Source organism: Microvirga sp. TS319 (assembly GCF_041276405.1).
In the GTDB taxonomy this organism is placed as follows: domain Bacteria; phylum Pseudomonadota; class Alphaproteobacteria; order Rhizobiales; family Beijerinckiaceae; genus Microvirga.
This window is the reverse complement of record NZ_JBGGGT010000002.1, coordinates 1476501-1501719: the sequence shown is the minus strand read 5'-3', so window position 1 is coordinate 1501719 and position 25219 is coordinate 1476501. Positions and strand designations below refer to the sequence as shown.

16 protein-coding genes are annotated in these 25219 nt (G+C 64.4%); 8 read left to right on the top strand and 8 right to left on the bottom strand.

Annotation, left to right across the window (positions count from 1 at the left end):
• The first annotated feature begins 279 nt into the window (after positions 1-279).
• Together AB8841_RS16480 and AB8841_RS16475 are read left to right on the top strand one after the other, a co-directional pair.
• Positions 280-687: a phospholipase A2 family protein gene (locus AB8841_RS16480; protein ID WP_370436912.1), complete on the top strand. Its 408-nt coding sequence runs from the start codon at positions 280-282 to the stop codon at positions 685-687.
• 112 nt (positions 688-799) lie between these two features.
• Positions 800-2014: an NADP-dependent isocitrate dehydrogenase gene (locus AB8841_RS16475; RefSeq protein ID WP_370436911.1), complete on the top strand. Its 1215-nt coding sequence runs from the start codon at positions 800-802 to the stop codon at positions 2012-2014.
• Positions 2015-2125: 111 nt separating this feature from the next.
• Here the strand turns inward: AB8841_RS16475 and AB8841_RS16470 are convergent, their stop codons facing one another.
• Positions 2126-2851 (bottom strand): DUF2270 domain-containing protein, encoded by a 726-nt coding sequence (locus AB8841_RS16470; protein ID WP_370436910.1) that lies wholly within the window; start codon positions 2849-2851, stop codon positions 2126-2128.
• A 510-nt stretch (positions 2852-3361) separates the two neighbouring features.
• Between AB8841_RS16470 and AB8841_RS16465 the strand changes: the two genes are divergently transcribed.
• Together AB8841_RS16465 and AB8841_RS16460 are read left to right on the top strand one after the other, a co-directional pair.
• Complete coding sequence (locus tag AB8841_RS16465) at positions 3362-6568, top strand: calcium-binding protein (RefSeq protein WP_370436909.1); 3207 nt, start codon at positions 3362-3364, stop codon at positions 6566-6568.
• A gap of 146 nt (positions 6569-6714) precedes the next feature.
• Positions 6715-7179 carry a GFA family protein gene (locus AB8841_RS16460; protein WP_370436908.1) on the top strand — a complete coding sequence of 155 codons (465 nt, stop codon included), beginning with the start codon at positions 6715-6717 and terminating at the stop codon, positions 7177-7179.
• A 6-nt stretch (positions 7180-7185) separates the two neighbouring features.
• On the opposite strand, the gene AB8841_RS16455 is transcribed toward AB8841_RS16460, so the two are convergent.
• Both AB8841_RS16455 and alaS read right to left on the bottom strand, forming a co-directional pair.
• Positions 7186-8352, bottom strand: a complete 1167-nt coding sequence (locus AB8841_RS16455; protein WP_370436907.1) for a cyclic nucleotide-gated ion channel — start codon at positions 8350-8352, stop codon at positions 7186-7188.
• A gap of 13 nt (positions 8353-8365) precedes the next feature.
• Complete coding sequence (gene alaS, locus AB8841_RS16450; RefSeq protein ID WP_370436906.1) at positions 8366-11014, bottom strand: alanine--tRNA ligase; 2649 nt, start codon at positions 11012-11014, stop codon at positions 8366-8368.
• 236 nt (positions 11015-11250) lie between these two features.
• Here alaS and AB8841_RS16445 point away from each other — a divergent pair, with 236 nt between their 5' ends.
• Together AB8841_RS16445 and AB8841_RS16440 are read left to right on the top strand one after the other, a co-directional pair.
• Positions 11251-12189, top strand: coding sequence for a calcium-binding protein (locus AB8841_RS16445; protein WP_370436905.1), 939 nt, complete (start codon positions 11251-11253; stop codon positions 12187-12189).
• Between the two features lie 306 nt (positions 12190-12495).
• Positions 12496-12723 (top strand): hypothetical protein, encoded by a 228-nt coding sequence (locus AB8841_RS16440; RefSeq protein WP_370436904.1) that lies wholly within the window; start codon positions 12496-12498, stop codon positions 12721-12723.
• On the opposite strand, the gene recA is transcribed toward AB8841_RS16440, so the two are convergent.
• Complete coding sequence (gene recA, locus AB8841_RS16435; RefSeq protein ID WP_370436903.1) at positions 12720-13814, bottom strand: recombinase RecA; 1095 nt, start codon at positions 13812-13814, stop codon at positions 12720-12722. The two genes, AB8841_RS16440 and recA, sit on opposite strands and share 4 nt — an antisense overlap.
• Before the next feature lie 441 nt (positions 13815-14255).
• On the opposite strand from recA, the gene AB8841_RS16430 reads away from it, so the two are divergent.
• A complete protein-coding gene (locus AB8841_RS16430; protein WP_370436902.1) occupies positions 14256-17672 on the top strand; it encodes a hypothetical protein in 3417 nt (1138 codons plus the stop codon).
• Positions 17673-17741: 69 nt separating this feature from the next.
• On the opposite strand, the gene cckA is transcribed toward AB8841_RS16430, so the two are convergent.
• Positions 17742-20273, bottom strand: a complete 2532-nt coding sequence (gene cckA, locus AB8841_RS16425) for a cell cycle histidine kinase CckA (RefSeq protein ID WP_370436901.1) — start codon at positions 20271-20273, stop codon at positions 17742-17744.
• Between the two features lie 403 nt (positions 20274-20676).
• On the opposite strand from cckA, the gene AB8841_RS16420 reads away from it, so the two are divergent.
• Complete coding sequence (locus AB8841_RS16420) at positions 20677-21906, top strand: hypothetical protein (protein ID WP_370436900.1); 1230 nt, start codon at positions 20677-20679, stop codon at positions 21904-21906.
• 226 nt (positions 21907-22132) lie between these two features.
• On the opposite strand, the gene dksA is transcribed toward AB8841_RS16420, so the two are convergent.
• The 3 genes from dksA to AB8841_RS16405 form a co-directional block, all read right to left on the bottom strand.
• Positions 22133-22552, bottom strand: a complete 420-nt coding sequence (gene dksA / locus AB8841_RS16415) for an RNA polymerase-binding protein DksA (protein ID WP_370436899.1) — start codon at positions 22550-22552, stop codon at positions 22133-22135.
• 178 nt (positions 22553-22730) lie between these two features.
• Positions 22731-23717 (bottom strand): YcjF family protein, encoded by a 987-nt coding sequence (locus tag AB8841_RS16410; protein ID WP_370436898.1) that lies wholly within the window; start codon positions 23715-23717, stop codon positions 22731-22733.
• On the bottom strand, positions 23714-25162 hold the full coding sequence (locus AB8841_RS16405) for a YcjX family protein (protein ID WP_370436897.1): 1449 nt from the start codon (positions 25160-25162) through the stop codon (positions 23714-23716). The genes AB8841_RS16410 and AB8841_RS16405 overlap by 4 nt, the downstream gene beginning before the upstream one ends.
• Positions 25163-25219: the final 57 nt, after the last annotated feature.

Below are 25219 nucleotides of genomic sequence, written 5' to 3'. Positions count from 1 at the left end.
TAGAGCATCGGGCGCGGGAAGTGGATTTGCACTTTTGGGATCGATCCGATGCTTCCTTCTTGGAAAGAGCGCATCGTTCTGGCGAAAAACCGGGGCCCGTTTTTTGCACGATGAGCGTGGCTCGTGGCAGCCCTATGACATTCGCGTTGTCGGCAGAACGCCTCCGGGCAGGCGAGCCGTCCCCGGACGACGTTCGCAACTCCTGCAGGCTAACTTTCTCAAGGCCGGAACCAAAACCCATGCCGGTCCATTCTCCAAGCCGTTATTTCCTTTAACCGTATGGATGCATGGAGAGGTTCCCTGTCACGCCTGCGCTCGATCCTTCTTCTTGCCAGCTGTGGCGTCCTCGTTCCGGCCTTCACCGTGGCCGCCCCCTCGACGGCGCCGGTTGTCCAGCCCTCTCCCTCCCTTTTTCACGGCAACTGGTGCGGGCTCGGGGACATGAACCGCAGGAAGCCGATCGATGCCCTCGATGCGGCCTGCCGCGCGCATGATCTGTGCTACGAGCGGCGCGGCCGGGGCGCCTGCTCCTGCGACCGGGCCTTCCTGAAGGCAACCGCCTTCCTGTCCCAGCGCCAGAGGATCGACGACGCCACAAAGGCGAAGGCGGCCCTGGCGAACACCCTTTTTGCCATCACGCCCTGCATCGAGACCGGGAAAACTCCCCGCCGCGCCAGAAAGCGCTGAATTCCCGGCCTCCCCCCACCTTCCCCGTCGGCCATAACCGCGCTATAGGCCCCGGTAACCGCCTGCCGCCGGCAGGCCTGTTCCAGCTCCTCAAGAAGCGCAAGGTGAGATCATGGCGAAGATCAAGGTTGCCAATCCGGTCGTCGAGCTCGACGGCGACGAGATGACCCGCATCATTTGGCAGTTCATCAAAGACAAGCTGATCCACCCCTATCTCGACATCGACCTGAAGTACTACGACCTGGGCATCGAGCACCGCGACGCCACCAACGACAAGGTCACGGTCGAGGCCGCCGAGGCGATCAAAAAGTACGGCGTGGGCGTCAAATGCGCCACGATCACGCCCGACGAGGGCCGAGTCGAGGAGTTCAACCTCAAGGAGATGTGGAAGTCGCCCAACGGCACGATCCGCAACATCCTCGGCGGCGTGATCTTCCGCGAGCCGATCATCTGCAAGAACGTGCCGCGCCTGGTGCCGGGCTGGACCCAGCCGATCGTCGTCGGCCGCCATGCCTTCGGCGACCAGTACCGCGCGACCGACTTCAAGGTGCCCGGCAAGGGCCGCCTGACGATCAAGTTCGAGGGCGAGGACGGCACCGTCATCGAGAAGGAAGTGTTCAAGTTCCCGGATGCCGGCGTGGCGATGGCCATGTACAACCTCGACGAGTCGATCCGCGACTTCGCCCGGGCTTCGATGAACTACGGCCTGATGCGCAAGTACCCGGTCTATCTGTCGACCAAGAACACCATCCTCAAGGCCTATGACGGGCGCTTCAAGGACATCTTCCAAGAGGTCTACGAGGCCGAGTTCAAGGCCAAGTTCGCGGCGGCCGGGATCACCTACGAGCACCGCCTGATCGACGACATGGTGGCCTCGGCCCTGAAGTGGTCGGGCGGCTATGTCTGGGCGTGCAAGAACTACGACGGCGACGTGCAGTCGGATACGGTGGCGCAGGGCTTCGGCTCACTCGGCCTGATGACCTCGGTGCTGATGACGCCGGACGGCCAGACCGTCGAGGCGGAAGCTGCCCACGGCACGGTGACGCGCCACTACCGCGAGCACCAGAAGGGCAAGGAGACCTCGACCAACTCGATCGCGTCGATCTTCGCCTGGACCCGCGGCCTCAGCCATCGCGCCAAGCTCGACGACAATCCGGAGCTGGCCAAGTTCGCCGCCACCCTCGAGAAGGTCTGCGTCGACACGGTCGAAGCCGGCTACATGACCAAGGACCTGGCGCTGCTCGTCGGTGCCGAGCAGAAGTGGCTCTCCACCACCGGCTTCCTCGACAAGATCGACGAGAACCTCAGAATCGCCATGGCGGCCTAAGGTCATCGTCGCGACATCATCGAAAAGCCCGGCGCGAGCCGGGCTTTTTTGTTTCCTGGTTGGGCCCTGTGCAAACGGGAGGCATCATGCCGTTCCCGACCGGCCCCTTCCTCAGACATGCACGTTGCCGAAGGCGAGTTCGCCCTCCCCCAGGGGCTGGCGCAGAGAGGCATACAGGATCCAGCCGTAAAGGATGGCGACGGCCACGAGGACGGCCCATCCGGGCACCGGCCCCACGGCCGCATTCCGCATCCATTCCCCGACGGATGTGACGATGTGAGTCTCGACCGCATTCTCGTGCATCCTGATGAAGGTCGTCTTCACCAGCCAGGCCAGCAGGAGGATCAGGAACATCCAGCAGTAATTGCGCCGGAGCCGGCGCGAGATGGCCTGGTTCAGGCTGATCAGGAACACGGGCCTTCGGAGATCCTCGCCGAGCCTGTGGATCCATTCGTCCGTCGTGCCGTCTTCAGGCGCAAAGATCTGCGCGTAATAGTTCCTCTCCATGAGACGCACGCGATTGCGATAGACGTCGAAGAACCGATACCGGCGGGCCTCGATCACCAGCAGCAGCAGGATCAGGACCATGGCGAAGAGCAGGACGCCGTGATGGGCCGTGGGCGTGGAAAGAGAGACCGACAGCATGGCTGCCACGACCGTGATGGCCCAGTTGCTCGTCCGATCGATCCGGTCCCGCCAGCCGGCCATCCGGGCGATCTCGGCGCGATGATAATGGGCCATGACGTTGATGAATTCGGTCCCGGTGCTCGGAAAGACGGGCGGAGCGATGGCCGGTTTCAAGACCGATACGGTTCGTTGATCGCTCGTTGTCTGCATGGCGCCTCTCCATGCTCTGCTGCACAGGACGTTCAAGGCCCACTCCGCCGATGAATGCCCGCCCCGCCTATTATAACACGCTCTCGAAGGCCCGCTCATTAATCGCAGTTTCCGCTTCAGCGTTAGGCTCACCTCTTCCTCGTGGGGAGGAAGCAAGCGCGGCACTTCCTTGTTTGATAATCTTTATTTGCCAATCGGCGCGGCGAGAGAAGCCGGGGATCTTCGCCTGCGTCTGTCAGGAGGTCTTTCACCGAGCCCGGCTCTACACTCATTGCGGTACGGCGCACATAGAGGCCCTCGTCTTTCTCGCCGCATGTCGTGATCATGGTCCTGGCTCGCACCGGCTGAGCGGTTCTCCACCACAGCCGGCCTGAAATCCCGGAATCCGCATGGCCTGGGAGTGATGCGGATTTTCGTCCACAGCATTATGCACGCCGATCAGTAGATATGCATTCCTATGGACATGTTGTAACATTAGAATGATTTTCCTAAACAAGGGAAATCCACAGAATGATCCTGTCGTCTCAAGGCAAGCCTTACCCGCACCAACCTCTTTCGGTCGACCTAACCTATCGGTGGGCGATTCCGGTTTGGGCAGCCAAGCAAGCCGCCGTTATCGAGTCTGACGGCTCTGCCATTGATGGCGAACTCGCCGGTCAGCCGAGCGTGACAGACTACCCGTACCCTCCCTATACCAGTTGGCTCATCCTCGGCTCGGATCTCGCTGAATCTCTGGTCGGCAGGTCCGCCGGCATCTACGAGCGCGACACAATGTACGGCCGGGGCGGCAACGATACGATGGATGGCGGAGACGGCAACGACCTCATGTGGGGTGATGACGATAATGACATCCTGTATGGCGGGCCCGGCGGCGACTACGTCGACGGCGGGAACGGCGACGACCAGCTCGATGGCGGCGCCGACGGCGATTTCCTGACCGGCTGGACGGGCCACGACACGCTGGCCGGAGGTTTGAACAACGACCAGCTCTACGGCTGCGCAGGCAATGACATTCTGATCGGCGGCCAGGGCGCCGACACGCTCTATGGCGGGCTCGATGCCACCGACGGCGCGGAAGGGATGGACACGGTATCCTATGCAACCTCTGCCAGTGGCGTGTTCGTCAATCTGGCCGAAGGGCGCGGCCTCAATGGGGATGCTGAAGGCGATCGGATCTACGGGGTTGAAAACCTCGTCGGCTCTGTCTTCGGCGACTATCTTGTCGGCCAGGACGTGGCCAATCGCTGGGGCACCTTCTTCGACGCATCCTACTATCTCAACAAAAATCCCGATCTCCTGGCGGCCTTCGGCGCCGGCAATGTGGCGGCTGCCACCGCGCATTGGTGGGACCTCGGTCACACGGAGGCACGGCGCTACGCCATCTTCGTCACCGGCTCGCAGATCGACGCGGGCGACGGCGACGATATCGTCTATGGCGGCGGTCAGGACGACTATCTCCTGGCCGGTGCCGGAGCGGACAACGTCTCGGGCCAGTTCGGCAACGACTGGATCTATGGCGAAACCGGAAACGACCGCTTGGAGGGTGGGGTTGGCGACGACCGCCTCTACGGCGGGGACGATGAGGATACGCTGATCGGCGGATCGGGCGCCGATTATCTGCACGGAGGAATCGGCTTCGACAGCGTCAGCTACGCCCAAGCGCAGGCAGGCGTGATCGTCAATCTCGCGACCGGCGGCACCGCCGGCGAAGCCGCCGGCGATACCTATGTCGACATCGAGCAGGTCGAGGGCACGGCATATGCCGACACTCTGGTCGGCAATGGAATGGGCAATGAGCTCGTTGGCGGGGCGGGAGGCGACGGTCTCTACGGTGACCGTGGCAATGACTCTCTCGAGGGCGGACTTGGATCCGATATTCTCGATGGCGGCGAGGAATTCGACCTAGCCATCTATATCAATGCCAACTCCGGAGTGAACGCGAGCCTTTTCCGCGGGAGCGGCGAATCACGAATTGGCGGAGACAGCGACACTTATCGCAGCATCGAAGGAATCGTTGGCTCGAATTTCTTCGACATTCTCGAAGGCGATAGGAATCCCAACTATCTCGCGGGCTTGAGCGGAACCGATTACCTGGAAGGCCGGGAGGGCAACGACACCCTCGATGGCGGTCTCCACGACGACACTCTCGAAGGCGGCACAGGCGCCGATTTCCTCGATGGCGGTGTGGGGGAAGACACCGCGATTTACGACCATGCCTTTGAGGGTATCGTCGCAAGCCTCGAGACCGGCGGCTCGGGTGGCGAGGCGGCAGGCGATGTCTTCATCAATATCGAGAACCTCGAGGGCACGTTTCGTTTCGGCGATCGGCTCTCGGGCAACAGTGGCGGCAACAAGATCTATGGCTGGGGTGGCGAAGATGTCCTGAGCGGCCTGGGCGGCAACGACCAGCTTTTCGGTGGAACGGACAACGATCGCCTCGAAGGCGGACTAGGCGCCGACCGGCTCGATGGCGGCGACGGCATCGATACGGCGATCTATGCCCAGTCCAATGCGGCCGTGTACGTCAATCTGGCGACCGGTTCCGGCATGGGCGATGCAGCGGGCGATATCCTTGTCAGCATCGAGAACATCGAGGGCACGGCCTTTGGCGATACCCTGATCGGCAGCGATGGCGCGAACACGCTCCTGGGCGGCGCCGGCAACGACACCCTCGACGGCGGCATGGGCGGCGACCGGCTCGATGGCGGGAGAGGCATCGATACAGTAAGCTTTGTCCATGCCACGGAGGGCGTGACCGTGAGCCTCGACTACGGTGGTACACGGGGCGAGGCGGCAGGCGACCGTTATCTTGGTATCGAATATATCGAAGGTTCGAACTTCGGCGATGATCTGATGGCGGACGAAGGCAACAATGCCCTCTACGGCCTTGATGGCAGCGACTTTCTCTACGGCTTCGACGGGGAGGACACCCTCGATGGCGGCGATGGCAACGACTATCTCTACGGTGACAGTCGTGGCGGCGATTCCTTGGGCGATACGCTGTACGGCGGCCAGGGCGATGACTATCTCATCGGCGGGAATGGCAAGGATTACCTGGATGGCGGAGACGGCAATGACTGGTTGTCGGGCGCCGGTCTTCCGCCGATCGATCCGGGGCCGCCCGGGAAGAATCCCGATCCCGAAGAACGTCCCGGCACGGACTACGATGCCGACGTCCTGATCGGTGGGGCAGGTCGCGATATGGTCAGCTATATGGCCTCGACGAAGTTCGTATGGACAAGCCTCGCAACGGGCGGCACGCAAAATTCAGCCGAGGGCGACGTCTATGGAGACATTGAGGACCTGCAGGGCACGAACTTCGATGACCGGCTGGGTGGCGACGCCGGTGATAATGCTCTCTACGGCATGGATGGCGCCGACATCCTGACCGGCGGCGCCGGTCGGGATGCGTTCGTGTTCATGGGCGTGCTCGATGGATATAACATCGACCAGATCACCGACTACACGGTCGGCGAGGATAAGATCCATCTGTTCTGGGGTATGTTTGAAGGACTCGGCATGGGACCGCTCGCCGCGAATGCTTTCGTCGTGGGCAGCGCGGCCACCCAGAACGAGCATCGCATCATCTACAATGCCGCAACCGGGGCGTTGTCCTTCGATGCCGATGGCTCGGGTGCAGGAGCCGCGATTCAGTTCGCCACGCTGACGGCAAACCTGCCCTTGTCCGCCAATGATTTCCTGGTGATTGATTGGTGATCTGAGGAACGCCATCCAAGCCTTGTTGTGACGGGTCCCATGCAGATGGGCCCCGTTTTCCATGCTCGTTTGAGACATGGCGGCTTGACATCCGCGCATGAGGCCCGAGCTTCAGCAATCTTGACGAGATACTGCAGGAGACCAGCATGGAGCCAAGTGAATCCGCCATCCTCGCCGGCGGCTGCCAATGCGGCGCAGTGCGCTATGCGCTGAGGGCCGAGCCGACGCATGCGAGCATCTGCCATTGCCGCATGTGCCAGAAGGCGTTCGGCAATTACTTTGCGCCTTTTACCGGCGTAGCCCGCAAGGATCTGGTCTGGACGAAGGGGCGGCCCGGCATCTTCAGGAGTTCGGAGGCCGTCGAGCGCGGGTTCTGCCGGGATTGCGGAACGCCGCTGACCTATTCCTACCTGGAGAACGACCGCATCAGCGTCTCCATCGGCAGCCTCGACGAGCCGGGCCGGGTCACGCCGGAGTTCCAGTACGGCATCGAGAGCAGGATCGCGGCTTTCGAGCATCTCCACAGCCTGCCCGGCCAGCGGACGGAGGATTACGCCTCACCTGAGGAATTGGAGAAGATGGCCTCCCGGCAACATCCCGATCACGACTGACGCCGCTCACTCGTCCGTCTCTCCGCCTCGGGAGCGGGCGACCGCATGAACATGTTCGGCCAGGGCCGGGTTGCCCTCGAGAAGGTCGTGCAGGTCGCCCGCATCGAGCACGAGCAGGCGGCAGGGCGTCAGGGCCCTGACGGTTGCGGCGCGCCGCCGCCTCTTGAGAACGGCCATCTCGCCGAAGAAGTCTCCGGGGCCGAGCCGGACATTCTCGCCGGGCAGGACCACCTCCACGTCGCCTGCCGCGATGAGATACATGGAATGGGCCTCGTCGCCCTTGCGGACGATGACCTCCCCGGGTGCGCAGCTGCGGGAACTCAGACATTGCATCACGCTCGCGATCTCCTGAGCGTCCAGATCCCCAAAGAGCGGCACCCGCGCCACCATGCTCCATGTGACGACGAAATCCCGCCGGTGGATCTCCCGTGAAAAGGCGCTCGCGATGATGCCGACCGGCAGAGCCAGCATGACGAGCCCCGCCACGGCCGTCAGGGCGGCGATCACCCGCCCGAGCGCCGTCACGGGGACGGCGTCGCCATAGCCCACGGTGGTGAGCGTCACGATGGCCCAGTACATGGATTCGGGGATGGTGCCGAACTTGTCGGGCTGCACGTCCCGTTCGACGAGATTGATCGCGGAAGCCGCGAGAAGCATGGCCCCCATGAGGATCACGCCGCAGGCGATCAGCGCCCGCCGCTCGGCATAGACGGCCTCCGCGAGGCTTGCCAGGCCCGGCGAATAGCGCGCGAGCTTGAAGAAGCGGAAGAGCCGGAGCAGCAGGAAAGCGCGCAGGCCTCCCACGTCCCAATAGGCGAGATAGAAGGGCACGACCGCCACGAAGTCGATGACGGATTGCGGGTGCAGAGCCCATCTCATCCGCGCCCGCCACGGCGTCATGTGGTGGAAGGGCAGATATTCCGGCGCGCACCAGAGCCGGGCCGCGTACTCCACCGTGAAGATGACGCCGCTGACGAGCTCGATGATCAGGAAAGGCGTGTCGTAGGCATCCTGCAGCGACGGCACGCTCTCGAGGACGACCGCCGTGACATTTACGGCGATCAGCAGGATCAGGAATAAATGGACAGCGTGAACGACGGGGTCGTTCACGCTGCTGCGTTCAAGGATTTCGTAGATCCTGCGCCGCGTCGGGTGTGGATGAACCCTCGGCACGGCGCCCGGTTCCTCAGGCCGCGGCGGACAATGCCGCTTCGATGGCCGAGAGCGCCGCTTCCGCCTGCGCCCCGTCGGGGCCGCCGGCCTGGGCCATGTCGCGGCGCCCGCCGCCGCCCTTTCCGCCGAGCTTCTCCGAGCCGATCCTCACCAGCGAGACCGCATCGTACTTCCCGGTCAGGTCCTCGGTCACGGCAACGACGATGCCGGCCTTGCCGTCCTCGGCGACGCCCACGATGGCGACGACGCCCGAGCCGAGACGCTTCTTGCCCTCGTCGGCGAGGCTCTTGAGGTCCTTCATCTCCACGCCCGTCACCGCGCGCGCCATGAGCTTGGTGCCGTTAACGTCCTTGATCGGCTCGCTGCCGCCCGCGCCGCCCATGGCGAGCTTGCGGCGCGCCTCGGCCAGATCGCGCTCGAGCTTGCGGCGCTCTTCGAGAAGAGCCGTCAGGCGCGAGGACACCTCGTCCACCGGGGTCTTCAGGAGGCCCGCAACCTCGCGCAGCCTGCGGCTTTCACCTTCGAGGTGGTGGCGCGCGGCATTGCCCGTCATCGCTTCGAGACGGCGCACGCCCGCGGCGACAGCACTCTCGGACACGATGGTGATCATGCCGATATCGCCCGTACGGTTCACATGCGTGCCGCCGCAAAGCTCGACCGAGAAGGTCTTGTTGCCCTCGGCCTTGCCCATGGACACGACCCGGACCTCGTCGCCGTACTTCTCGCCGAAGAGCGCGCGGGCGCCGGACTCGATGGCTTCGTCCACGGCCATGAGCTTGGTCACGACCGGCTCGTTCTGGAGCAGGACCTTGTTGGCGATCTCCTCGACGGACTTCAGCTCCGCATCCTCGATGGGCTTGGGATGGCTGAAGTCGAAGCGCAGGCGGTCGGGCCCGACCATGGAGCCCTTCTGGGCCACGTGGTCGCCCAGAACCTCGCGCAGGGCCTCGTGCAGGAGGTGGGTCGCCGAGTGGTTGGCGCGCACGGCGGAGCGGCGATCGTGATCCACCATCAGCTCGAGCGACTGGCCGGGCTTCAGGGAACCGTGCTCGACCGTGACATGGTGCACGAAGAGATCGCCGAGTTTCTTCTCGGTATTAGTCACGAAGACGCGCGCGCCCTCGCCCTGCATCACGCCGGTATCCCCGACCTGGCCGCCGGACTCGCCGTAGAACGGGGTCTGGTTGAGAACCACGAGGCCGGTCTCGCCCGCCTTCAGCTCGGCAACCTCCTTGCCGTCCTTGAGCAGAGCCAGGACGACGCCCTCCGCATTCTCGGTGTCGTAGCCGAGGAACTCGGTCGCGCCCGTGCGCTCCTTCACGGAGAACCATACGGTCTCGGTCGCCGCCTCGCCCGAACCGGACCAGGCCGCCCGGGCTTTCTCGCGCTGACGCTCCATGGCGGCGTTGAAGGCCTCCGTGTCGACGCCGATGCCGCGGGGCTTCAGCGCATCCTGCGTCAGGTCGAGCGGGAAGCCATAAGTGTCGTAGAGCGTAAAGGCCGTGTCGCCGGAGAGGTTCTGGCCCTTGATGAGGCTGCGGCTTTCCTCGTCGAGGATCGAGAGGCCGCGTTCCAGGGTCTTGCGGAACCGGGTTTCCTCCAGCTTCAGGGTCTCGGTGATGAGCGCCTCGGCGCGGATCAGCTCAGGATAGGCCTGCCCCATCTCGCGCACGAGAACGGGCACGAGGCGGTACATGAGCGGCTCCTTCGCGCCGAGCAGCTGCGCATGGCGCATGGCGCGGCGCATGATGCGGCGGAGCACGTAGCCGCGTCCCTCGTTCGAGGGCAGAACCCCGTCGGCCACGAGGAAGCAGGAGGTGCGCAGGTGATCCGCGATCACGCGGTGCGAAGCCTTGCGGTCGCCTTCCGGCGCAACGCCCGTGGCGTGGGCCACGGCCTCGATGAGGGTGCGGAACAGGTCCGTGTCGTAGTTCGAATAGACGCCCTGCAGGATCGCGGAGATGCGCTCCAGCCCCATGCCGGTGTCGATGGAGGGCCTGGGCAGGCCGATGCGGTTGCCGGGCTCGATCTGCTCGTATTGCATGAACACGAGATTCCAGAACTCGAGGAAGCGGTCGCCGTCCTCCTCAGGGCTGCCGGGAGGACCGCCCCAGAGCTTGTCGCCCTGGTCGATGAAGATTTCCGAGCACGGGCCGCACGGGCCGGTATCGCCCATCTGCCAGAAATTATCCGAGGTCGGGATGCGGATGATCTTCGAATCCGAGAATCCGGCGATCTTCTTCCAGAGGTTCGCCGCCTCGTCGTCGTCATGATAGACGGTGACGAGGAGCTTGTCCTTCGGCAGGTCGAACTCCTTCGTGATCAGATTCCAGGCGAGCTCGATGGCGCGCTCCTTGAAGTAGTCGCCGAACGAGAAATTGCCGAGCATCTCGAAGAAGGTGTGGTGGCGCGCCGTGTAGCCCACATTGTCGAGATCGTTGTGCTTGCCGCCCGCGCGCACGCATTTCTGCGCCGTCGCCGCCGTGCTGTAGGGGCGCTTCTCGGCCCCCGTGAAGACGTTCTTGAACTGCACCATGCCGGCATTCGTGAACATCAGGGTCGGGTCGTTGCGCGGCACGAGGGGGCTCGAGGCCACGACCTCATGGCCGTTCTTGGCGAAGTAATCGAGGAAGGCCGACCGGATTTCGTTGACGCCGCTCATGGGTTCTCAAACTCGGATGCAGGGGCTTTTCGGGCCCGGAAAGACATGATTTCGATGGCGGTTTTAGCCGCCCGCAGACGCCCTGTCGAGGCGGCGTGTCGTCTATCCTGGAGTCCCTCTGCCCAATCCCGGGATGGTAGCAGCCAAGTTTGACGAGCTGCCAGGATAAAAGGATGATATCGTGGCCACGGGCACATGGGGGTATCTGGTGCATCGGGCACCCGGAGGACCGAGCCATGGCCGTCTTCACCCTCACCATCGACACTTCAAGAGGTTTCAATACCGATCTGTTCTTCTCCGGGAGCCTCCCTGTTTCCTGGGATGGGAGCGGGCTCGGCGGGACGACGACGGGCAGAAGCTATTTCCGGATCGTGAACGACAGTGGTGTCTCGTCGGATCCCCGGTATGAAATCGCCACCACCGGAACCGGGCTGGACTTCAATGGGATTTTCGGCGTGAGCGGCATGATCGCATCTGCCGAACTGTACCGTGTGGGAAGTGACGCCAACAGACAAGAACAGCTTGCGCACTTGACGATTGCCCTGGGCAGTCAAACGGGCCCGCAGGGCGGCGTCGCGATCCCGGGGCTCCTCGCGCTGACACCCGATACTCTGCTTCGGGGAGCCGTTCGTGACACGAACGGGACGCAACTCAACATCATCGGAGCGGCCGGAAACGACCGGATGACGGCCAGTGGGTACAAGGATCAGCTCTTCGGCCTGGGCGGCAACGACACCCTCGACGCCAAAGCCGGGAACGACCTGCTCAACGGCGGGGCCGGCAATGACAGGCTCTTTGGCGGGAGCGGAAACGACCTGCTGTACGGCGGGCTTGGCCTCGACCAGATGACGGGTGGGCCAGGCAACGACACCTTCGTGTTCGACACGAAGCCGGCGAGTGCCAACCGCGACACGATCCTCGACTTCAGCCACAAGGACGACCGCATCGCCCTCGAAAATGAATTCTTCAAGGGATTGACCGAAGGCCCTCTCACGGCCGCCGCCTTCCGGATCGGGACGGCTGCTATGGATGCGAGCGACCGCATCATCTACGACAAGGTCACTGGCGCGCTCTACTACGACCGGGACGGCACGGGCCCAGCCCCAAAAGTGCATTTCGCCACCCTCGCGGGCAGCCCTGACGACGTCAATCGTAGCGACTTCCTGATCATCTGAACCGCCTGGAGGAGGCTGTTAGAGCATCGGACGTGAAGAGTGGACTCCACTTTTGGGATCGAATTCGATGCTCCCTCCTTAGATGAGCGCATCGTTTGTGAGGACCCGAAGGGCCACGTTCGTAAGATCCGGGTCCACTTTTCGCTGCGCGGCCGCTGGGTCCGCACGATGCGCTAGGCAACACGCTGCGCTGGCAGCCTTTCGGCTTCCACGCAGGCCCTTTCGCCGCCCCTAGAGCATCAGACCCAAAAGTGGAATCCACTTTTGGGATTCCATGCGATGCTCCCTCCTAGAGGAGCGCATCGCTTGCTGCGAAAAACCAGGTCCACTTTTTCGCACGATGCGCTCGCCTCGAGGAAAGCAACCGAAAAGACCGCCGCGATCTCTCGCGACGGCCTGTTCTTTGCCCTTGAAGGAGAGCAAAACCTCTTTAGAGCAAGCATTCTGACGGGATCGGAATGCTTGCTCCATCTCTTTGATGAAGCATCGTTTTTCGCGAAGAACCGGTTCCCGCTTCTTCGCACGATGCTCTAGTCGGCCGATCCCTCGTCCAGGTCTTCGGTGGTCGGGGTCGCCTGTTCCAGGATGCGGTCGGCGAGGAGGCCGGCATTCTGGCGGATGAGGCCCTCGATCTTATCGGCGACCTCGGGGTTGTCGCGCAGGAACTGCTTGGCGTTCTCACGGCCCTGGCCGAGGCGCTGGCTGTCGTAGGAGAACCAGGCGCCGGACTTGTCGACGATGCCGGCCTTGACGCCGAGATCGACGAGTTCGCCTACCTTGGACACGCCCTCGCCGAACATGATGTCGAACTCGACCTGCTTGAAGGGCGGTGCGACCTTGTTCTTGACGACCTTCACGCGCACCGAGTTGCCGATCGGATCGTCGCGATCCTTCAGGGTCGAGATGCGGCGGATGTCGAGGCGCACGGAGGCGTAGAACTTCAGGGCATTGCCGCCCGTGGTCGTCTCCGGGCTGCCGTACATGACGCCGATCTTCATGCGGATCTGGTTGATGAAGATCACCATCGTGTTCGAGCGCGAGATCGAACCGGTGAGCTTGCGCAGGGCCTGGCTCATGAGGCGGGCCTGGAGGCCCGGCTGGACCTCGCCCATTTCGCCGTCGAGCTCGGCCTTCGGGGTGAGCGCCGCCACCGAGTCGATGACGAGCACGTCCACCGCGCCGGAGCGCACCAGCGTGTCGGCGATTTCGAGGGCCTGCTCGCCGGTGTCGGGCTGGGAGATCAGGAGATCGTCCAGGCTGACGCCGAGCTTGCGGGCATAAACGGGATCGAGCGCGTGCTCCGCGTCCACGAAGGCGCAGACGCCGCCCTTCTTCTGGGCTTCCGCGATGGTGTGCAGCGCCAGCGTGGTCTTGCCGGAGGATTCCGGCCCGTAGATCTCGATGATGCGGCCGCGGGGCAGTCCGCCCACGCCGAGCGCGATGTCGAGGCCGAGCGACCCCGTCGAGATGGTTTCGATTTCGACCGGCTGCTGCCCCTTGCCGAGCCGCATGATCGAGCCCTTGCCGAAGGCACGCTCGATCTGTGAGAGCGCCGCGTCGAGAGCTTTCGACTTGTCTTTATCCATTGATGAGCTTTCCACCAGTCTCAGAGAAGACTGCGACATGATCAGACACCTTCTTATGGCAGGAGGAGGAGTGAATCTCAACGCGGTGTTGAGGGAATATATGTACTCACTTTGTTCTCTCGTACAAGTTCTTTTTTTGTTCTCTCCGCAAGTTTATGGTCCCGACGTCCAGGATACCGACGACCCGCCCGACGCGATGCCATAACCCCTTTCTATTCAATGACTTCCCGACCCGCCGAAGCCGCATGAATTGCCCGTTCGGAAAGGTCATTCGCAGCACCGTCTGGGCCCCTTTCACCCACAGGACGAGAGCCGGGAGCCAGGCCGTGGCAAGGCACTCTTCCGTGTCCACCCGTCGGTCCGCCGGACGCTCCACCGAAGGTTGATGCGATGGAAGCCGTGTTCCCGCAGTCGGCATTGCCAAAGGATGGCTGAATGGTCTAGTTCGATACGAAATAACATTTCATTTTGAGGTTCTCCATGCCTAACTCCGTCGTCAAGGTCGGTTCGCAAACTCTCGTCAACACCACGACCTCCGGCGAGCAGATGGGGCCGAGCCTCACCGCCCTCGCGAATGGGGGCTGGGTCGTCTCCTGGTGGGGATCCGGAACCCAGGCGGACAACGTCGACGGTGCTGGCGTCTTCCAGCAGGCCTATGACGCGGGCGGAAGCAGGGTCGGTGGCGAAACCCTGGTCAATACGACCCTTGCAAACGAGCAATTCTTCCCGAGCATCGCCATGCTTCCGGACGGCGGTTGGATCGTGGCTTGGGTATCACGCGAGACCGATACCTCGCAGTCCATTCATCAGCAGCGATATCATGCCGACGGAACACGCCACGGAGACGAAACCCGCGTCAACACGTCGGGAACTGGCGACGTAAATTCTCCTGCGGTGACCACCCTTGCAGGGGGTCGCTGGGTCGTCACCTGGCAGGGCGTAGGCACCCAGCCGGGAAACGAGGACACACAGGGTGTCTTCCAGCAGGTCTATGATGTGAACGGGCAGAGGGTCGGCGGCGAGACTCGGGTCAACACCACGATCGACGGACGCCAAACCGGCTCATTCGTGATCCCGTTGGCGAATGGCGGGTGGGTGGTCGCTTGGCAGGGAAATGGCACTCAGCCCGAAAATACCGCACCCGAGGGTGTCTTTCAGCAGGTCTACGATGCGAATGGACAAAAGCTCGGCGGCGAGACCCTGGTGGCCGTTCCTTTGAACGATGAGTTTCTGGTTCTCTCCGGCATGGCCGCGCTTGAAAGCGGCGGTTGGGTGGTGACGTGGCAGTCCGATGACGATTCAACGCATGCCGCTGCCTACCAGCAAGTTTATGGCACAAATGGGCAAAAGCTCGGAGATGCAGTCCTGATCGACACGTTCGAATCCGAGACCACCCTGGGAATTTTCCCGGTTGTCGCGGCGCTCCACGGCGGAGGCTGGGTGGTCGTCTGGAAGGACGTCGATTCCGAAGGGAATGACGTGCTCCTGCAGCAGGTCTATCATGCGGACGGCACGGCGAACGGAGAGCGGATGAAGGTCAATACGACCGGAGTTCGGCCACTATCACCCCAAGTGACCGTGCTCGCCGATGGAAGCTGGATCGTCGCCTGGGGCGAAAGCGACAGCGACCGAACGGGCGTCTTCTCGCAGCATTTCGCATTCAACGAGGCGCCCACCGACATCATCATCGCGGCGGGCGGCGCGGTCACCGAGGACGCGCAGGTCGGGATCGCCGTGGCCTCCCTTGCGACCACGGACGGCAATGCCGACGACACCCATACCTACGAGATCGTCGCGAACGCGGCCGGCGATGCCCTCCCGGCCGGTCATCCCCTGTTCGAGATCGGCTCGGGGGCGGATGCGGACAAGATCCTTCTGCGCGCCGGGCTCGACGATGCCCAGGTCGGAGTGCAGGAGGTCTGGGTCAAGACCACCGACGGGGCTGGCGCCTCCTTCGTCAAGAAGCTCGCGCTCACCGTCACGAACGTCAACGAAGCGCCGCTCAGCATCGATTTCGGGACGCCGGGCGCGACGGGCGCCACCGTCGGCCAGACAGCGGCTGCCGATTTCGAGATCGGCACCTTGCGCACGCTCGATCCGGATGGCGATACGGCCTTCACCTACAGGCTCGTCACCGGGCAGAACAGCGATACCGAACTCCCCGCGAACGGACCGTTCAAGATCGGCACGGGCGGCAAGCTCGTGGTCGGCAATCCCGCCGCGCTGGCGGGCCTGTCGGGTCAGGTCACGGTCTGGGTCAAGGCCACCGATGCCGGCGGCCTGAGCAAATGGCAGGAGTTCACGCTCACCGTCGTCGAGGACTCATCTCCGACGATTGCCGTCGCTCCCGGCACGGCGACGACGCACGCCCTCGACAAGGGCCTAGTCGTCGACGCCTTTCGGGGCGTGACCGTCGCGGATGGCGACGACACCGAGCTGACCCTGATCATCGCGTTCGATCAGGACGACGGGACGCTCGCGCTCGGGTCCGCCCCGCTCGCCTTCGAGGATCTCGCCGGAACCCGGACCTACACCTTCACGGGATCGGCGGAGGAGCTGAACGCCACGCTGCGCGCGCTGCGTTTCGATCCCACGGATCAGGCCGCCGGCGCTTCCGATTTCACGACGAATTTCGTCATCGGCATCAAGGATCCCTCTCACCCCGCGGTGACGAACTCCAGCGTCAATGTGGTCACTCACGTGGTCGGCAATAGCGGCCCCGCCGTGAGCGTGCCCGCGGCGGAAGCCGACACGATCACGCTCGATTCCGGTGAGCTCGCGCGGGCGTTCAGGGGCCTGATCGTGACCGATGCCGAAAACGACGTCCTGACGCTTCAGCTCTCCTTCCGCCTGGAGGATGGCGATATCGTGCTTCCTGCCGGGATCCTGGCCACGGATCGCACCGTCGATGCCGGCATCGTAACCTATACCTTCACCGGCAAGGCTGCCGCGTTGGAAGTCATGATGGACACCCTCCATTTCGACGCGACCGACTCGCCCGGCGCCGCCGCGGGATCGGTCCGGACGACCGATTTCACCATCCGTGTGCAGGATGCCTCGAGCTCCTCCGGCCCGGTGACGCTCCAGGTCCATGCGATTGCGGCCAAGGCGACGTTGAGCGCCTCTACCGTCAACGAATATGCGGCACCCTACGATTCCACGGCCGGGACAGGCACTCTCGTGGGCTTCCTGACCGATCAGGACTCGCAAGGCCATGCCTTCACCTATGAGCTGGCCAACAACGCGGGCGGGCGCTTCGGGCTGATCCAGAAGGACGGCAAGACCTATGTGGCGGTCACCAATCCCTATCTGCTCGATCACGAGCAGGCCGCGACCCACACGCTCACGGTCAAGGCGACGGTCGCGGGCCACACCTTCCTTCAGAATCTCGTGATCGACGTGGCCGACATCGCCGCCGAGCGGCTCGTGGGCTCGGCGAGCAACGACCGTTTCAAGGGCGGGGCCGGCCGAGACCTGTTCAAGGGCCAAGGCGGAAACGATACGCTCGTCGGCGGCTCCGGAAACGACACACTCTACGGTGGGGCAGGCAAGGACATATTCGTCTTCGACACCAGGCTCGGGACGTCGACGACGGACCGGAGGGTGAACTTCGATGCAATCAAGGACTTCAACCCGGCCGACGATACGTTCTGGCTCGACAACGCGATCTTCAAAAAGCTCGGCGCGAAGGGAAGCGAGGCGAGGCCCCAGCAGCTGAACAAGGCCTTCTTCGTGACCGGCACGGCAGCGAAGGGCAAGGACGACTACCTGATCTACAACGACAAGACCGGCGTACTGTCCTACGATGCTGACGGTTCAGGATCCAAGGCGGCGATCGAGATTGCCCAGCTCGCCCGGGGCCTCAAGCTGTCTTACAAGGATTTCTACGTAATCTGAGACCCGGCACGCCGGGCTCAGCCGAAAACCCTGGCACGCGAGCCAAGGTTTTCGGGCCCTCCATCGTGTTTACCGCCCGATTGCCTGCTTCACGGTCTCGACCAGCTGGCGCAGGCTGAAGGGCTTGGGCAGGAAGTTGAAATCCTCGCCCTCGGGGAGGTTCTTGCGGAAGGCTTCCTCCGCATAACCGGACACGAAAATCACCTTGAGATCGGGATAGAGCTTGCGCAGTTCGCCCAGCAGGGTGGGCCCGTCCATTTCGGGCATGACCACGTCGGAGACCACGAGATCGACCGGGGCGCCTCGCTCCTGGATGATCTCCAGGGCCTCGACGCCCGAGGCCGCCTCCAGCACCGTGTAGCCGCGCGCCGAGAGCGCCCGGGCATTCACGGCGCGGACCGGGTCCTCGTCCTCCACGAGAAGGATGGTGCCCTGCCCCGTCATGTCGGCGGCGGGCTTCTTGGGGGCGTCGGCCTTGACCTCCTCGGGCGCCTCCTGCGCCTGCGCCACGTGGCGCGGCAGGTAGATGCGGAAGGTCGTGCCCTGCCCGGGCTTCGAATCCACGTCGATATAGCCGCCCGACTGCTTGACGATCCCGAACACGGTGGACAGGCCGAGACCCGTTCCCTTCCCGACTTCCTTGGTGGTGAAGAAGGGCTCGAAGATCTTGTCGACCACCTCGGGCGTCATGCCGATGCCGGTATCGGACACCTCGATCAGCACGTAATCGGCGGGCGGCATGCCGCTCACGTCGAGGCGCGCGGCGTCCTGCGCCGAGACATTGGCGGTGCGGATGGCGAGCTTGCCGCCGTCCGGCATGGCGTCGCGGGCATTGACCGCCAGGTTCACCACCACCTGCTCGAACTGGTTCACGTCCGCCTTCACGAACCACAGGTCGCGGCCGTGGCTGAGATCCAACTCGACGCGCTCGCCCAGGAGGCGCTTGAGGAGCATGGAAAGATCGTAGAGCCGGTCGCTGAGGTTGAGCACCTCGGGGCGCAGGGTCTGCCGACGGGAGAAGGCGAGCAGCTGGCGCACCAGGCTCGCGGCCCGGTTCGCGTTCTGCTTGATCTGCATGATGTCCTGGAAGGACGGATCGGTGGGCCGGTGATTGGCGAGCAGCAGGTCGCTGTAGCCGATGATGGCCTGGAGCACGTTGTTGAAGTCGTGCGCCACGCCGCCCGCGAGCTGGCCGACGGCGTTCATCTTCTGCGATTGGGCGAGCTGCTCCTCCACTTTCCGGAAATCCGTGGTGTCGAGGGCATAAAGGATCGCCGCCTCTCCGTCCGGGCCAGAATCCCCCGCGGGCGTGACCCAGACCCGCACGGAGCTGCCGTTCTCGCCCGCCGTCTGGAGTTCGAGGGGGGCGATGTCGCCCCGGTTCTCCGCCACCGCCCTGAGAGCGGCATCGAGGGGGCCGCTGTCGCGGAAGCTCTCGAAGAGGGAGGGCCCCTCGCCCGCATTGTCGCCGATCCGCGGCAGGATGCCGAAGAGCTTCGAGAAGGGCGCGTTGGCGTGAACGATGCGGCCGGCGCGGTTCACGGTCGCGATCGCGATCGGCGTGTTGTTGAAGAAGCGGACGAACCGCACCTCGGCCGCGCGCTGGCCCTCGTCCACCTCCACGCCGGGCGAACGGTTGATGACGAGGGTGCGGGATGCGCCCATCCGTCCGTCCATCCCGAAGGCGATGCGGTGATAGAGGCGCACGGGCAGGAACTGGCCGTTGCGGCGGCGCAGATCGAGATCGAAGGTCTCCGTCCGCACGGTTCCCGGATCCCCGGCGAGCGACGCCATCATCGCCGCCACGTTGCGCGGCACGATATCGCCGAGGCTCAGGCCGCCGGAGCCGACCTGGGCGAGGTCGTAGTCGAGCCAGCTCGCCAGCGTGGCGTTGAGGTAGAGGATCGCGCCCTTGGGATCCATCGACAGGAAGCCCGCGGGCGCATGGTCGAGATAATCGATCGCGTGCTGGAGTTCCTGGAAAACGTTTTCCTGCCGTTCCCGCTCGTGGGTGATGTCGGCGACGGTCCATAAGGTGGCGTTCCGGCTGCCGGAGCGCGGCACGGGCCGCACGCTGACCCGATACCAGCCGAATTCCCGCGTTCCGTCGAGGGACGGCGACAGGCGGATCTCCTCGATCCCGGTCCGGCGCTCGCGCCCCGCCTGGGCAAGGCGGTAGATGGCCTCCGAGACCTCCGGAGCCCCCATGAACAGGCGCTCGACCGGCCGCACCTCCGCCTCGTCGGAGCCCGAAAAGGCGAGATAGGCCGAATTTGCATACACGATCCGCCCGTCGTCATCGATCACGGCCAGGCCCTCGCCGGCCGTGTCGGCCATGACCTTGGTGATGTCGTTGCGCACGGTCTGGCCCGCAAGCCTGACGACGCCGATGGCAAGAGCGAAGAGGAAGAACACGCCGGCCATGGCGAAGAAGGCCAGGAGGCCCAGGATCAGCGGCTGCGCCTGCTCGCTGCCGAGGAAGCGCAGGCCCAGGACGGCACCGGCCAGAACGGCAGCCAGCAGCAGGACCCATCCGAAATGGCCGGGACGGTCAGAACGGTCGATGGTCGCGCCCTTCGGCATGTCGCCTCGCTGTGCCATATATCTTCACTATCCCTCAGGAGGGCGGATGCGCCCAGGAACGCCGGCGTGAGCGGCAGCGGGTGAGAGAGCCTGGCCCGGCGCCCGATCCTCGAAGCGTCCTACACGGAATTTATTGATTGTCCTCTAAGGCGGCATCAAGAGGCCGCGCAAGAGGCACAAGGGGGTCGATTCTCCGAGGAATAATTCTTAGAATGCCCCGCGCAGGCCACATTTGGGTGTTTGAGGGCTCCTTCGACCTTCCCCTGCGGATTGCGGGGATTCTCCTGAACCCTATATGCCGCAAAGCAGATTTGCACTGTTAACCATCGGTTAACCTTGCAACTGGCTTTGACGGCCAATGTGGTACAACCAACACAGAACTGGCCCGTCAAAGGCCCCCCACAAGGCTTGAGAGTTCATCGTGTCATCATTTTTTGGTATCGAAGCGTCGCGGGCAGTCCTTTTCGTGATCGCGTTTGCGATCATCCTGGCCCTGGTCGCCTTGTTCGGCCTGGTGCTGCGCAAGCTGACCGGCGCCCGCCTCATGATGCCGGGCAGCGACCGGTCCCGCAGCCGCCAGCCGCGCCTCGGCATCGTCGACGTTTACGACCTCGACCGTCAGCGCCAGCTCGTTCTGCTGCGGCGTGACAACGTCGAGCACCTCCTCCTGATCGGCGGCCCCAACGATGCGGTCATCGAGACCAACATCGTGCGCGTGGCGGGTGCGCGCATTCCGGCCGCCGCCAACGAGCCCGGCCCGGAGCGTTTGGAGCCCGCCTTCGATCAGGCTCCGCGCCCCACACAGGTGGAAGCCAATGGGCGTCCCTCCATCGAAACCCAGCTCGCGGCTCAGCTCGACGCCTTCGTGCGTCGGCCCTCCGAGGAATCCGACGTCGACCAGGAGCTTTCGGCCGTGGCCTCGGTCAGCGCACCTGTCCCGGCGCGCCCAGAACCCGTTCTGAAGCCGGATACCGTCTCGGTGTCCGCGTCATCCACCATTCCTGGCCTGCGCGCCGAAGCGCGCTCCGCGCCCGCCCCGAGCGCGCCGGCCGCCGCCGTTCCTCCGGTGGAGCGCCCTGAGCCTCGTCCGACCTTCACGCCACCGCCCTTCCAGTCGCGGGCAACGCCGACGACCGCAGCGTCAGCGGCACCGACTCCGCCCGCGCCTCCCCCACCGGCAGAGCCTGTCCGCCCGGCTCCTGCCGCTCCTGCCGCTCCTGCCGCTCCTGCCGTCAAGGCAGGGCCCGATGCCGCGGTCCTGTCCAACATGGCCAAGCAGCTCGAGGAAGCCCTGAAGCGCCCCGCCGCGACGGTCGCGCCTCCCCCCGCGCCCGCCTACGAGACGCGTGAAGAGCAGATCGAGGAGGACGACCTGCTCGAATCTGCCTCTGCCGAGGAGGTTCGCGTGGATTTCGGCCGCGAGGACCGCGAGGAACCCGTCGTGGAGCGCGCTCCCGAGCCTGAGCCCGAGCAGCCCCGTCCGGCCGCCGAAGCCGTGCGCCCCGCCCCGTCCCCGCTGCCTCCGAAGCAGCCGGAGCCAGCCGCAGCCTCCAAGGCGCCGAAGGAACCCGATCCCTTCTCCGTGGAGGAGATCGAGGCCGAGTTCGCCCGCCTCCTCGGGCGTCCGCTCGATGCGGGCAAGCGGAACTAGCGCATCGTGCGAAAAAGTGGGCCCGGTTTTTCGCGAGAACGATGCGCTCTTTCCAAAAAGGGAGCATCGGACGTGAAAAGACGCGCAAGACCATAGACTGATAGCATTGGACGTGCGTTCGATGTCGCGTCCGATGCTGTCAGGCTCTCGCCGTCACCCATCGCATCCAATGAAAAAGGGCTCCGTTGCCGGAGCCCTTTTTCTTTTTGGAAATGACGGAAGAGGGTCAGTCGTCCCGGTAGACCCGCTCATTGCGCTCGTGCCGCTCCTGAGCCTCCAGCGAGAGGGTCGCGATGGGGCGAGCCTCGAGGCGCTTGAGGGAAATCGGATCGCCGGTTTCCTCGCAATATCCGTAGGAGCCGTCCTCGATCCGGGCGAGCGCCGCATCGATCTTGGCGATCAGCTTGCGCTGACGGTCACGAGCACGAAGCTCGATGGCCCGATCCGTTTCGGAAGAGGCGCGGTCCGCCAGGTCAGGATGGTTCTCATTCTCGCTCTGCAAGGTGGCGAGGGTTTCCTGAGCCTCTTTGAGGATGTCGCTCTTCCAGCGGATCAGCTTGCGCCGGAAATACTCCCTCTGCCGTTCATTCATGAAGGGCTCGTCTTCTGTCGGTCGATATCCCTCATCAATAACGATGTCTGTCATGTTCGGCCGTTGTTCCCCGATGAACTGTGGCGCCCCTATATAGGGAAGCGAGTTGCACCACAACGCTCTTGAGCGTCATCGATTCGTCTAAATACCGGCTCGGCAGTTCCGGAAGTCATTGAATTGCAAGGCAAAGCTGACGCCCGTACGATTTGCCGCACCGCGGCATCCCTACTCCCTAAGAGGTAGCGGCCTCCGCGCGACTGACCAGCTCTCCCGCCACATCCCCGATCTTCGGGGGCTCCTCCCGGACGAAGGGCAGCGGCCGGCAGACGGACAGCGCGGCCAGTCCGAATCGAGCGGTCATGAGCCCATTCAGGACGCCCTCGCCCAGCTTCGCCGAAATCCGGGCCGCCAGACCCAGCCCCAGGACCTGCTGCAGCAGGCTGTCGCCGACGGCCATTCCGCCCGTGACTGCGAGATGATTCAGTGCCGCCTTAGCCAGCCTCAGAAAGCCGAACAGCCCGGGCCTGCCGCCATAGATCCGCGCCAGCGTGCGCAGCAACCGCACGGCCGCGAAAATCACGAAGGCCACGTCCACGATGGCCCGGGGGCTCACGGCCGTGACGAGGGAAACCTGCTTGGCTGCAGCGGCGATCGCGCGTTTCGCCTGCGCGTCGAGCGGAGCGAGCAGCTCGCGCTCGGCGATGGCCAGCCGGTCATCCGCATCGATGATCTCGTCGGTCAGCTCCTTGAGGCGCGCGCTTGCGCGGGCGGAGCCGCTCCTCGCCCCGTACAGGCTCACGAGATCGGCCACGATGCCCTTGGCAGCCTTGTGGTCCTTCACCGCGAGGGCATCGACGGCGGCCTCGCGCAGCCGCTCGATCTTCTGCTCCCGCCAGATCCCGAGAACCTCGCGTCCGATGATGGCGAGAAAAGCCAGGGCCGCCAGGACCGCCAGAGCCAATGCGACCCAGCCGAGCCAGGGAGCAACCGCATAGAGCTCGACGATCAGGTTCTCGAGGGCGAGGCCGAGCCCCAGAACGACGAGCCCCGATGCGGCCGAAAGAAGAATGCCCATCCAGGGCGCGCGTCGCCGCTCGCCCATGGGGACGACGACGCCGTCCGCCGCTTCGATGGCGTCGACGGGATCTTCCGTGACCTGGATCGAGCCACCGGTCACGTTGGGATCGTCGAGGCGGAAGGCGCGAGGTTGGCGGCTCATGCGAAACGGTCCCCCAGCAGGAATTCAAGGGCGCGGTCGAGACGGATATGGGGCATCTTGGCCATGCGGCCCGCTGCGTCGACCGGAAGCCTGGGCGGCCGGAAGCGCGGGAACCGCAAGGAACCGGGCTCGATCACGCCCTGAAAAATGGCCTCCGCATTGTCCGGCAGCTCGCCCGGAAAGATCGCAGCCTCGGTCTCACCGTCGAAAATCTCGTCCCCGACCCGCTCGCCCGCCTCGGGCACGCCGGCCACCGCCCGAAGGGTTTCCCGGCCCTCGCGAATGGTGGTTTCACGCGTGGCCCGCAGGGACGCCAGTGCGACCGTGCCGACCCGCGCTCCCGCTGCCTCCGTGCGACGGGTGGCCCGGTTCACGAGGAGGCGCAGAACCGCGTCGAGGCGGTCGTGATCGGTGTGGTGGATGTGATCGGCCTTGGTCGCCGCGAACAGCACCCGGTCGGCGCGCGGCGAGAACACGCGGGAGAGCAGCGTGTTGCGGCCGATCCGGAACGCCATCAGCACCTGATCGAGCGCCTCCTCCAGTTCGGCCAGGGCCGCGGGCCCCGCATCGATGGCGGCCAGCACGTCCACCAGGACGATCTGCCGGTCGATGCGCTGGAAATGATCGCGAAAGAAGGGCCTCACGACGTGGGTCTTGTAGGCCTCGAACCGGCGCTCCATGAGGGCCGCGAAGCTGCCCGGCGCGATAGCCCGCCCCGCGGGCAGGTCGAGGGGCGCGAAGGTCAGCGCGGGCGAGCCCGCCAGATCGCCCGGCATGAGGAAGCGCCCCGGAGGAGTCGTCGCCACCGACTCGGCGCCCGACCGGAGAGCCAGGAGGTAATCCTTGAAGACCTCGCTGGCTTTTGCCGCCAGCACCTCGTCGGCGGGGCCGGAGGGGTCGAGGGTCTTCAGAATGTCGTGCCAGCGGCCCGCGACCGCCGCCCGATCGGGCCGGCGGCTGGCCTGGACGGTCTGACGGGACCAGTCGGCATAATTCGCGTCGAGAAGGGCCAGATCCAGCAGCCATTCGCCGGGATAATCCACGATATCGAGGGCAAGGGATGCCGGGCCCGGACGCCAGCCGGCCTTGCGTTCATATTCAACATCCACCCGCAACTCGCTGATCCGGCTCGTGGATTGCGGCCACAGACGTTCCTCCGTGAGGGAAGCCATATGCTCCTCGAACGGGAACCGCGGCACCGCGTCGTCGGGCTGATGGGCGAGGTGCGCGCGCCGGATCCGGCCTTCGGCCGAGGCCCGGAAGGCGGGAAGACTGGTGCCGCGGGTCAGATGATGCACGAGCGCCGTGGTGAACACGGTCTTTCCGGAACGGGCGAGACCCGTGACGCCGAGACGGAGCGAAGGCTGGATCAGTTGACCGGACGCTTCCCAGAGAGATTGTGCGGCAGCGCCCATGCGGGAGGGAATGTCGGTAAGAAGCGGCACGCGGAACCTGAACTTTGCTGTCGTTCAGGCTCACATGGGGTGCGGCAAACCGAATAT

What these genes read in the sequence shown, in the direction of transcription:
- AB8841_RS16480 (WP_370436912.1), top strand. Translation starts at nt 280, where the DNA reads ATGGATGCATGGAGAGGTTCCCTGTCACGCCTGCGCTCGATCCTTCTT.
- AB8841_RS16475 (WP_370436911.1), top strand. Translation starts at nt 800, where the DNA reads ATGGCGAAGATCAAGGTTGCCAATCCGGTCGTCGAGCTCGACGGCGAC.
- AB8841_RS16470 (WP_370436910.1), bottom strand. Translation starts at nt 2,851, where the DNA reads ATGCAGACAACGAGCGATCAACGAACCGTATCGGTCTTGAAACCGGCC.
- AB8841_RS16465 (WP_370436909.1), top strand. Translation starts at nt 3,362, where the DNA reads ATGATCCTGTCGTCTCAAGGCAAGCCTTACCCGCACCAACCTCTTTCG.
- AB8841_RS16460 (WP_370436908.1), top strand. Translation starts at nt 6,715, where the DNA reads ATGGAGCCAAGTGAATCCGCCATCCTCGCCGGCGGCTGCCAATGCGGC.
- alaS (WP_370436906.1), bottom strand. Translation starts at nt 11,014, where the DNA reads ATGAGCGGCGTCAACGAAATCCGGTCGGCCTTCCTCGATTACTTCGCC.
- AB8841_RS16445 (WP_370436905.1), top strand. Translation starts at nt 11,251, where the DNA reads ATGGCCGTCTTCACCCTCACCATCGACACTTCAAGAGGTTTCAATACC.
- recA (WP_370436903.1), bottom strand. Translation starts at nt 13,814, where the DNA reads ATGTCGCAGTCTTCTCTGAGACTGGTGGAAAGCTCATCAATGGATAAA.
- AB8841_RS16430 (WP_370436902.1), top strand. Translation starts at nt 14,256, where the DNA reads ATGCCTAACTCCGTCGTCAAGGTCGGTTCGCAAACTCTCGTCAACACC.
- cckA (WP_370436901.1), bottom strand. Translation starts at nt 20,273, where the DNA reads ATGGCACAGCGAGGCGACATGCCGAAGGGCGCGACCATCGACCGTTCT.
- dksA (WP_370436899.1), bottom strand. Translation starts at nt 22,552, where the DNA reads ATGACAGACATCGTTATTGATGAGGGATATCGACCGACAGAAGACGAG.
- AB8841_RS16410 (WP_370436898.1), bottom strand. Translation starts at nt 23,717, where the DNA reads ATGAGCCGCCAACCTCGCGCCTTCCGCCTCGACGATCCCAACGTGACC.